We start from the raw sequence: 10,361 nt of genomic DNA, 5'->3' as shown, positions 1-10,361 counted from the left end.
GGCCATCCGGCCACTTCGCGTGATCGATGTACCAGTCACCGAGCCCTGATCGGTCGTCGGGTCGTCCGCGGAACCATCCGTCGTCGAGCACGAACCGCTCGACGCCGACGGATGCCGCGGCCTCGGCGAGCTCGATGATCTTCGCCGGGTCGTGGTCGAAGTACACGGCCTCCCATGTGTTGAGCACGAGGGGGCGCGGTGTCGTGGGGTGCGCCGAGAACGCGCGCACGGTCTGATGCAGACGGGCAGACAGCGAGTCGAGGCCGCGCGCGCCATAGGTGAGGAGAACCTGCGGCGAGACGTAGGTCTCACCCGTCGCGAGCCGGATCTCGCCGGGAAGCAGCAGCTCTCCCCCGCCGAGAACGGCTCCGTGCACACCGGCGCCTTCGGGCAGCCGCTCGACGCCGACCTCGAGGTCACCGCTCCACGCGACGTGCGCGGTCCACAGCTCGCCGCGACGGAAGCCGAACCCGTCGGTGCCGACGGCGGTCAGGTACGGGGCATCGTGACCCCCGCGACCGCGGCGCACCTGACGCAGGTGCGCTCCGTGGCGCAGGGCGCCCCGCTGCGGGTGACGCTCGCCGGTCCAGCGCCCCGTGTGATCGAGAACCTCGGTGGCATGAGCGGGGATCGGCAGCAGGATGCGCGCAGCCAGCAGGTCGAGCGGCTCGGCGGCATCCGCGGTGCTCGTCACCGACACCTGCGCGGTCAGCACGCCGACGGCATCCAGATCGAGGTCGAGCACCACCGAGGCACCGGCCGCGGCATCCGCGAACTCCGCCCGCAGCGATGTCGCCGTCGATTCCCACCGCACCGGTCGCAGCAGCGGAGCGCTGTGCAGACCACCCCGGTGCCAGGCGAGAGCCGGTGCACCCGACCACCCGTCGGCCTCGACGGCCAGCAGGGGGAAGGTGCGCGGCGCGTCGAACGAGCTGAAGGTCACCGCGCCGGTCGACGAGCCCGCGAGCGCATCGAGGTCGGCGGGATCCAGCGCCGCGCCCCAGTGCAGCAGGCGCGCACTCGTCGTGTCGATGACGACGCTCACGCCGGCCGAGGTCAGGTGGACGAGTTCGCTCATTGCCGCTCCAGACGAAAAGGGAGGCCCGCCCGTGAGCATACGGGCGGGCCTCCGAGGGGGGTTACTCCTTGACGGGGATCGACGCGGCCTTCAGCGCGTCGACGGTGGCCGTCTGACCCTTCTCGATCGCGTCGAGCAGCGTGCCGCTGCCCGAGACCGCGGCCTTGAACCCGTCGGACACGTCCGAGTAGGTCTGGGTCATGGTCGGGCCCCACGCGAAGTCGGGCGAGACCTGGGTGGCGGCGTCGGCGAAGATGTCGTAGATCTTCTGCCCGCCGTAGAACTCGACGCCCTCGGCGTAGACCGGAAGCTCGAGGCCCGCGGTGGTGGCCGGGTAGAGGTTGGCGGCCTCGGCGAGCGCGGTCAGCGCCTCATCCGACGTGTTGAGCCACAGCGCGAACTTGGTCGCCTCGTAGAGGTGCTCGCTGCCCTTGAGGACCGCGGTCGACGAGCCGCCCCAGTTGCCGGCGGCGGATCCGCCCTCTTCCCACTGCGGGAGAGGTGCGACGGCCCAGGAGCCTGCCGTGTCGGGCGCGCCGCTGGAGATCGAGTTGGCACCCCAGACGGCGGAGTTCCAGGTCCAGACCTGACCGGAGTTGTAGGCGTTGTTCCACTCGTCGGTCCACGCGGGAACCGTCGCGACGAGGTCGTCGTCGAGCATGCTCTGCCAGAAGTCCGCGACGGTGGTGGTGGGCTCATCCGCCAGCGAGACCGTCCAGCCCTCGTCGTCGCTCGAGAACCACTGAGCGCCGTCCTGCCAGGCGAAGCCGGCGAACTGGTTGATGTCCGACTGCGAGAAGTTGGTGATGTATCCGCCGAGGTCGCGGATCTTCACGGCTGCGTCGCGGTACTCGTCCCACGTGGTGGGGATCTCGATGCCGTTCTGCTCGAACAGGTCGGCGCGGTAGAACAGCGCCATGGGGCCGGTGTCCTGCGGCACGCCGTAGACGCCCTCGGTGCCGAGCGTCACCTGACCCCAGGCCCAGTCGACGAACTGGTCTTCGGCGGCGACGACCTCTTCGCACGCGCTCAGGTCTTCGAGGCCGTCCTGCACGAGGAAGTTCGGCAGGGCGTCGTACTCGATCTGGCCGAGGTCGGGAGCGTCGCCCGCCTTGATCTGGTTGAAGAAGTTCTGGTACGTGCCGCCGTTGCCGTTGGGGCCGGTCTGCACGTCGACCTGGATCTCGGGGTTCTCGTCGTTCCAGATCTCGACGACATCTTCGATGCCGGGGATCCAGGAGGTGAACTCCAGCGTGACGTCGCCGTCGGCCGGGGTGCAGGCGGCTGCGTCGCCGCCGGTGCCGGAGGTGTCTCCGCCGGACGCCGAGCAACCGGCGAGCGCGAACGCCGAGATGGCGATGACAGCGGCTGCCTTCATCTTCGAATGCTGCATTTCGATCCTTTCGTGGATGCGATGGGGGTGGTGCGGGTGTGTGGTGCGGGTGGTGCAGGCCGTCCGGTCGGTCCGAGCGGCCGCCTGCTCACTTCAGGGCGCCGGCGCCCAGTCCGTTGCGCCAGAAGCGCTGGAGCAGGAGGAATGTGACGATCAGCGGGATGACCGACAGCAGAGCGCCGATCAGCACGAGACCTCGGAGTTCCGGCAGCTGGTTCAGCTGGTTGTTCCAGTTGTAGAGACCGAAGACGACGGGGAAGAGGTCTTCGGATCGGAGCATGATCATCGGCAGGAAGAAGTTGTTCCAGATGGCGACGAACTGGAAGAGGAACATCGTCACCAGCGCCGGGGTCATCAGACGGATGCTCACCGTGAAGAACGTGCGGATCTCGCCCGCGCCGTCCAGGCGACTCGCTTCGAGCAGTTCGTCGGGCACCGACGAGGCCGCGAAGATCCGCGCCAGGTACACCCCGAACGGACTCACGATCGAGGGCAGGAACACCGACCAGAACGTGTTGGTCAGCTGCGCCTGGCTGAAGATCAGGAACAGCGGCAGCGCGAGCGCCGTCGCCGGCACGAGCACGCCGCCGAGCACGATGTCGAACATCAGGTCGCGGCCCGGGAACCGGTACTTCGCCAGGGCGTAGCCGGCCATGGCGGCGAGCAGGGTCGCGATGGCGCCGCCGAGGGCCGCGTAGAGCACCGAGTTCATCAGCCAGCGCAGGTAGACGCCGTCGCGGTAGGCGAACAGCTCGGCGATGTTGTCGAACAGGTGGAAGTCGGCGAACCACAGCGGGGCGGTGGTCAGGATGTCGCCGGTCTCTTTGCTCGACGCGACGAGCAGCCACCACAGCGGCAGCAGGAAGTAGACCGTGAACACGGCCATGATCAGCATGGCGCCGGTGCGGGAGATGCCCGATTCGCGAGCACCCTTTCCGCGCGGGGCCTGTGTGCGCGAGCCCCGACCGGGGGCGACGATCGTCATGGTGCTCATGCGTTCTGCTCCTTGCGCTGCATGTACTTCATGAATCCGAACGACAGCACGAACGTCGTCACGGCGAGCACGACCGAGAAGGCTGCCGCCAGGTTGGTGTTCGGGATGGATGCCGTGGCGTACACGGTCATGTTCGGGGTGAACGTGCTCGTCACCGCAGAGCTGAACGAGCGGAAGACCTGGGGTTCGGCGAGTAGCTGCAGCGTGCCGATGATCGAGAAGATCGCGGTCATGACGATCGCCGGACGCACCAGCGGGATCTTGATCGACCAGGCGATGCGCCACTGGCCGGCGCCGTCGAGGATGGCCGCCTCGTAGAGCTCCTGTGGGATCGACAGCAGCGCCGAGTAGATGATCAGCATGTTGTAGCCGACGTAGACCCAGGTGACGACGTTGGCGATCGACCACAGCACGAGGTCGGCGCCCAGGAAGTCGATGTTCTTGGTGATGGCGGTGAACGGCGACAGGTTGGGCGAGAACAGCGAGCCCCACATGATCGCGGCGATGACACCGGGCACCGCGTACGGCACGAAGAACGCGAGGCGGAAGAAGCGCTTGCCCCGCACGAGCGGCGAATCGAGCAGCAGGGCGAACAGCAGCGCGAGGCCGAGCATGACCGGCACCTGCACGACGCCGAACGTCAGCATCCGCCCCATCGAGCTCCAGAACGCCTCGTTCTGGAACACGAGCACGTACTGGGCGAAGCCGCCGAACACCTGCTCGGCCTTGCCGAAGGTGCCGTCGCGCTCGACCACGAGCAGCGACTGCCAGAACGCGTAGGCGATCGGCACGACGTAGAACAGCGCGAACAGCACGCCGAAGGGCACGATCAGGAACGCGATGGCGCCCTTGTGCGGAATCCGTCGGCGGCGGCCCGGCGCCCGGGGCGCCGAGGCGACCGCCGCAGCGGTGAGCGTGGTGGTCATACATCCTCCTTGATGATGCGGACCGCCCCGGCCGGCACGAGGCCGGTGGCGGGGGCGTCGGTGACGAGGTCGTGGCCTGCGGCCGCGATCTCGACGTCGGTCGATCCGTGGTTGATGACGAACAGGAATGAGCCGCCGTCGCCGGTGCGGCGCACGATCTCGACGTTCCGGTCGGCACCGGGCGTCGCGGCGACTCCCGCCGCTGCGGCGAGCTGTGCGACCAGTCGGCGGTAGTCCTCGCGCGCGGGCTGCGTGCCCAGGAACCAGGCTTCACCCTCGCCCGCCGTGCGGCGCGTGATCGCGGGTCGGCCGGCGGCGGGGCCGTCGACGAACGAGGCGATGACCTCGGCATCCGTCGTCTTCAGGCGCTCACTCCAGACCGTGCCCGTGGTGCCGTCGGTGAGGGTGACGGTCTCGTCGGGGCGGAGCGGTGCGAACTCCTCGGAGCGGATGCCGAGCAGGTCGCGGAACGCCCCGGGGTAGCCACCGGTGCGCACGCGGTCTTCTTCATCGACGATGCCGCTGAAGAACGTGATCAGGGCCGTCGCGCCGTGCTCGACCGCGCGGGCGATGGCCGCCGCATCCGCATCGCTGACGAGGTGCAGCGCGGGAACGATCAGCAGTCGGTAGCCGTCGAGGTCGCCGCCCGGGCGCACGACGTCGGTGGTGATGCCGGCATCGGTCAGAGCAGCATGGGCGGCATGCACCTGGCCGAGGTAGGTCAGCGCCTCGCTCGGGCGGCCCTCGTTCTCGGCGGCCCACCAGCTCTCCCACGAGAAGAACAGGGCGGCGTCGGCGTCGACACGGGTGCCCGCGACCTCGCCGAGACGCTCGAGCAGACCGCCGAGCTCGACGACCTCGCGCCACTGATCGGAGTCCTCACCCGCGTGCGGGACGAGTGCTGTGTGGTACTTCTCGGCGCCCTGGGTCGACGCGCGCCACTGGAAGAAGCAGATGCCGTCGGCGCCGCGGGCGACGTGCGAGGCGATGTTGCGCTGCATCTCACCCGGAGCCTTGGCGAGGTTGTAGGGCTGCCAGTTCACCGCGCCGGTCGAGGTCTCCATCAGCAGCCAGGGAGCACTCTGGGCGAGGCCGCGGGTGAGGTCGGCGGCGAACGAGAGCTCTCCCCGCGCGTCGTCGAGGCGGCGGTCGAGGTAGTGGTCGTTGGCGATCAGGTCCATCTCTGCCGCCCACGACCAGTAGTCCAGGTTGCGGATGTGCGCGGTGACCATGAAGTTGGTCGTGACCGGCACGTCGCTGCGCTCGCGCAGGATCGCGGCCTCGGCGCGGTAGAGCGCGAGCTGCTCGTCGGAGCTGAATCGCTGGAAGTCGAGGATCTGACCGGGGTTGCGCAGCGACAGTGCCTGGGCGGGCACGCGCACGTCGTCGAAGTCGCTGTAGCGCTGGCTCCAGAAGGTGGTGCCCCACGCGCGGTTCAGCGCGTCGATGTCGGCGTAGCGCTCACGCAGCCAGCCGCGGAACGCTTCGGCGCTCGTGCCGCAGTAGCAGAGCGCGTTGTGGCAGCCCAGCTCGTTCGACACGTGCCAGAGCGACACGGCGGGGTGGTCGCCGTAGCGCTCGACGACGCGGGTGACGACCTCGGCGGCGTAGGCGCGGAAGAGGGGCGAGCTCGGGCAGTAGCCCTGGCGGCCGCCCTGGTGGAAGACCGTGCCGTCTTCGCCGACCGGGAGGATCTCGGGATGCTGCGCGGTGAGCCACGGCGCGGGAGAAGCCGTGCCGGTGCCGAGGTTGATGCGGATGCCGCCCTCGTGCAGAAGCGCGATGATCTCGTCGAGCGCGGTGAAGTCCCAGACACCCTCGGCGGGGTTGATCGACGACCAGCCGAAGATGTTGATCGCCACGAGTCCGACGCCGGCCTGCTGCATGAGCCGCACGTCGTCGGGCCACACACTGCGATCCCACTGCTCGGGGTTGTAGTCGCATCCGAAGACGAGGCCGCGCCCTGCGGAGAGGGTGGCGATGCGGTCGGACACAGCGGCGGCCATCGGTGACGCTCCTTTGCGGATCATGTGTGCACGTGCACAGTTCGCGTCGCGAAGACAGCGATCGAGATTTCTGTGAACGTGCACACATCGTCGCACGACGTGGCGAATCTCGTCAAGTCGCGGTCGCTAGGCTGTCGATCATGAGTACTTCCGCGCGTCGTCGCAGCACCGTGCACGACGTGGCGCGCGTGGCCGGGGTCTCGAGAGGAACCGTGAGCCGCGTGATCAACGGCGGCTACGTGTCGGACTCCGCACGCACCGCCATCGAAGACGCGATCCGAGAGGTCGGCTACGTGCCGAACACCGCGGCCCAGAACCTCGTGCGCCAGCGCACGCAGGCCATCGCGTTCATCGTGCACGAGCCGCACGCGCTGTTCCTCGAAGATCCCAACATCGGCGCGATCATGCTCGGCACCAACGAGACGTTGTCTGAGGCGGACTACCAGATGGTGTGCCTCGTGGTCGACTCGGTGCGCGACACCGAGCGCGTTGCCCGGTATCTGAACGGCGGGTTCGTCGACGGGGCCGTCATCGTCTCGGCCCGCGCGCAGGACCCGATCACCAAGGCCGTCATGCGGCTCGACCTGCCCGTCGCCTACGTCGGCCACCCGCCCGATGTCGACGCCGCGTGGGTCGGCGTCGACAACCGTGGCGCCGCGCACGCCGTGACGTCGCGCCTTCTGGCGACCGGCCGCACACGGGTCGGCATGATCGCCGCCGCCCTCGACCGCGACTCGGGCACCGACCGCCTCGCGGGTTTCACGGATGCCCTGGGCTCAGCCTTCGATCCGGACCTCGTCGAAGAGGTGCCGCTGTACTCCTACGCCGACGGCGCCGCGGCGATGACGCGTCTGCTCGAGCGCGCTCCCGACGTCGACGGGGTGTTCGCCGCCTCCGACGCGGTCGCCGCCGGCGCCATGTGGGCGCTGCGCGAAGCAGGGCGCCGCGTGCCGGAAGACGTGGGTGTGGTCGGCTTCGACAACAGCACCTGGGCGCTGCGCACCACGCCTCAGCTCTCCACCGTCGACCAGCCGGCCGAAGGGCTCGGGGCTGCGGCCGCGGCATCCGTGCTCGCGCAGCTGCGCGACGATCAGCGTCCGCGCGAGGGGATCCTGCTGCCGACGCCCGTCGTGTGGAGAGACTCGGCCTGAGCGCCTCTCCCCCAGCGGAACGGCGAGACCGTGGGGTTGCTGGCGATCCAGAAGCGCCAGGGGAACACCTCGGTGCCCGCGATGCCGGCCACACCGACGCGCGGCCCGGTCGTGATGTCCGCCACCGGCTCGTCGCGCAGCCACAGCTCGGCGCGAGCGCCCTCGAACTCGGCACCGGTGATCGCGTCGATGCCGTCGTGGAGGGGATGCCGCAGCCCCACCGCCTGGCCGAAGCGCCCCGGCCCGCGGGCGAGGTCACGCAGGGCCGTGCGTGTCAGGGGCAGCGACGCACCTCGGCGCACCGCGACGGCATCCGTGCCGCCGACGACCTCGCCGGCACGCAGCAGGATTCCGCCCGCCTGCCCTTCGGGACCGCTCACGACGTTCACGCACGAATGGATGCCGTGGCTCAGGTAGACGTACAGGTGGCCGGGCTCGCCCCACATCGTCGCATTGCGTGCGGTGCGGCCCATGCGTGCGTGCGAGCCCGGGTCGGCATCGGGTCCGGTGCCCTGTCCGTGATACGCCTCGACCTCGGTGAGTCGCAGACGCACCTCGGAACCCGCGACGACCGTGCGCAGCTCGCCGCCGAGCAGCGAGGGGGCGACGTGCACCGGAAGCCCGCTCAGCTCGGCGCGGGTGGCGCGGTGCAGGGCGTCGGCCGACATGGCGCTCAGAACTTCGGGGCCGTCTGGCACCAGGACGCGTCGAAGCCGGTGAGCGCCACGATCTCGTCTCCGGTGCGCATGTCGAGCAGATGCGTCTCGACCTTCTCGGGCAGAGGCAGCAGCATCTGGTCGTAGGGGTTGTCGGCCAGATCCGGCGCGATCACCACGGCGGCGTACTGCCCGCTGGGCGAGGCGCACGCCTGCAGGATCGACCCGGTCGAGTCGACCTCGGCGAGCGGGGTCGCCACGCCGTCGTCGTCGACCCGGACGATGGCCTGGCCGCTCGGCACGCCGTTGTCGTCGCGCGCGACGACGTGGCGCAGCGTGCCGCCGGGGAACGGCGTGATCGTGATCGCCGTGCCGTAGTCCGGCTCGGACGCCTCGAGCGGCACCTCGGTGCCGTCGGCGAGGTTCAGCTCGACGACCGAGCCGTCGAGCCGCTCGACGATGGCCGTGTACGTGCCGCGGGAGATGCCCTGGATGGTGGTGGCGAGACCGAGCGACTGCACCCCGGCATCCGTCGAGCGGTCGATGAGCGACAGCGCGCCGTCGAAGTCGATGAACAGCACCGCCGCACTGTCGGGCACGAACTGCCACACGAAGACGTTCGCCTCTTTGTCGCCCACCTCGGTCACGACGGGTTCGTCGTCGCCGCTCAGAGATTGGGTCACCAGCACGCTGGCGCGGCCCTCGGTGTCGCTGAGCTTCTTGTCGGAGTAGCTGTACCCGACGAGTCCCCCGCGTTCGGAGACCTGGATGGCGCCGACGGAGCCGACGCCGGGGAGCTTCAGCTCGCGGGGCTCCTTCCCGTCGCGGTTCATCACGAGGAGCTTCGAGCCCTCATCCTCGTCGACCGAGACGACGAGCTGCGACGAGGTCGCCCGGAAGTCGTTGATCTTGTCGGCCGCGAACACGGGTTCGGCCTTCTCACCCGACAGGTCGGTGCGGAAGATCTTGTCTTCGCCGTCGACGTCGCGACGCAGCAGGAAGATCGTCGACGACGGCGTCGAGAAGGTCGTCGAGAGGGTGGCGCTCGGGCCCCCACCGGCGCCCACCGCGTCGGCGACCTTCACGGTGTACTCGGTGTCGTCGTCGAGCGGCACGGTGAAGCGGATGCCGACGCCCCGACCCGCGGCATCGAGGGTGAACGGCACGGCCGGTTCGACCGTGACCTGCGACTCGTCGATCGCGGCCAGCGACTGGTTGGCCGTGAGGATGACGCGGCTTCCCGAGGCCTCGATCGCCTCGGCGGGGTTGACCTGGACCTCGGTGATGCGCGGGCCCTGGGTCAGGCTGACCACACCGAGCCCGGCTCCCACCAGCACCAGGATGCCGAGCACGGCACCGAGCGCCAACAGGAAGCGGCGGTCGCGGGGCGCGGTCGGCCTCTTCTTCGCCTTCGGCGTGTACTCGGGCTCGGGCGGCGGCTTCGTGATCGCCGGCTCGGGCGTCTCATCGTCGGCCGGGGAAGGAGTGACGGGAGCGGGCTCGACCGGCGCGGGCTCGACGACGGGCTCGGGCGGCGTACCGTCGACCGTGTCCGCATCCGTACCCGGCGTCGCCTCCGCAGCCGCAGCCGCCTCTGCCTCACGCGCCGCCCGCAGCTCTGCACGGGTGCGCGGCACCGCCGGCTCGTCGGGGCGCTCGTCGTCAGTACTCATACGGGTCCTGCGGCTCGTCGATCGCGGTCACCGTGGTCGGGTCGACGTGCAGCGACCCGTCGGCATCCGCCTTGACCGTGCCCTCGACCTCGACCCACTGGCCGGTGTCGAACTCTCCGGCATCGATCGTCACCGGCAGGGTCGCCGGCTGCGCATCGATCACGCAGTGCGTGATGACGAGCCGCGTGAGGTTCACGCCGTCGGCATCCGTGGGGGTCACGAAACCGGTCAGCGTCACCGTCTTGCCGTCGTAGGCCGCGGTGTTGGTCGCGGTCGCGAACACGCTCGCCCAGTCACCCACGCCGAACGTGGCGGTGTCGGCGACTCCCAGGGTCACGTCGTCGGCTCCGGCGAACAGCGCGGTCTGCTCGCCGACCCTCGACATCGCGAGCTCGACCGACAGCGATGCGGGAGGCAGCACGAGTGCGGCGCGCACCACGCCCGAGGCCACGACGCCGCCCGTCGCCGTGCCGACGACGGCGAG

Annotated in this window: 8 protein-coding genes and 1 pseudogene; 1 reads left to right on the top strand and 8 read right to left on the bottom strand. The window is 69.7% G+C overall.

What is annotated here, in order from left to right:
• The 5 genes from J7E68_RS08360 to J7E68_RS08340 form a co-directional block, all read right to left on the bottom strand.
• Positions 1-1,078 (bottom strand): alpha-galactosidase (locus tag J7E68_RS08360; RefSeq protein WP_215171644.1); only part of this gene is annotated, 1,078 nt, incomplete at its 3' end.
• Between the two features lie 61 nt (positions 1,079-1,139).
• A complete protein-coding gene (locus J7E68_RS08355) occupies positions 1,140-2,471 on the bottom strand; it encodes an extracellular solute-binding protein (protein WP_215171642.1) in 1,332 nt (443 codons plus the stop codon).
• An 88-nt stretch (positions 2,472-2,559) separates the two neighbouring features.
• Entirely contained in the window at positions 2,560-3,465 is a 906-nt protein-coding gene (locus J7E68_RS08350; protein ID WP_396652492.1) for a carbohydrate ABC transporter permease, read from the bottom strand.
• Positions 3,462-4,391 carry a carbohydrate ABC transporter permease gene (locus J7E68_RS08345; RefSeq protein ID WP_215171640.1) on the bottom strand — a complete coding sequence of 310 codons (930 nt, stop codon included), beginning with the start codon at positions 4,389-4,391 and terminating at the stop codon, positions 3,462-3,464. The genes J7E68_RS08350 and J7E68_RS08345 overlap by 4 nt, the downstream gene beginning before the upstream one ends.
• Positions 4,388-6,397 (bottom strand): beta-galactosidase, encoded by a 2,010-nt coding sequence (locus J7E68_RS08340; RefSeq protein WP_215171638.1) that lies wholly within the window; start codon positions 6,395-6,397, stop codon positions 4,388-4,390. The genes J7E68_RS08345 and J7E68_RS08340 overlap by 4 nt, the downstream gene beginning before the upstream one ends.
• A gap of 140 nt (positions 6,398-6,537) precedes the next feature.
• On the opposite strand from J7E68_RS08340, the gene J7E68_RS08335 reads away from it, so the two are divergent.
• The gene (locus tag J7E68_RS08335; RefSeq protein WP_215171636.1) at positions 6,538-7,548 is read left to right on the top strand and encodes a LacI family DNA-binding transcriptional regulator; all 1,011 of its coding nucleotides are present in this window, start codon (positions 6,538-6,540) and stop codon (positions 7,546-7,548) included.
• On the opposite strand, the gene J7E68_RS08330 is transcribed toward J7E68_RS08335, so the two are convergent.
• From J7E68_RS08330 to J7E68_RS08320, 3 genes and pseudogenes are all read right to left on the bottom strand, one after another.
• Positions 7,488-8,216, bottom strand: coding sequence for a DNA-3-methyladenine glycosylase (locus J7E68_RS08330; protein ID WP_215171634.1), 729 nt, complete (start codon positions 8,214-8,216; stop codon positions 7,488-7,490). The genes J7E68_RS08335 and J7E68_RS08330 overlap by 61 nt on opposite strands.
• A 5-nt stretch (positions 8,217-8,221) precedes the next feature.
• Positions 8,222-9,877: a hypothetical protein gene (locus J7E68_RS08325; protein WP_251048786.1), complete on the bottom strand. Its 1,656-nt coding sequence runs from the start codon at positions 9,875-9,877 to the stop codon at positions 8,222-8,224.
• Positions 9,867-10,361: pseudogene (locus tag J7E68_RS08320) on the bottom strand (DUF1980 domain-containing protein); the annotation flags it as partial. The gene J7E68_RS08325 and the pseudogene J7E68_RS08320, both read right to left, overlap by 11 nt.

It is taken from the genome of Microbacterium sp. ISL-103 (assembly GCF_018613995.1).
Classification (GTDB): domain Bacteria; phylum Actinomycetota; class Actinomycetes; order Actinomycetales; family Microbacteriaceae; genus Microbacterium.
Note: the sequence above shows the minus strand (reverse complement) of the source record. Positions and strands in the feature narration are given on the sequence as shown.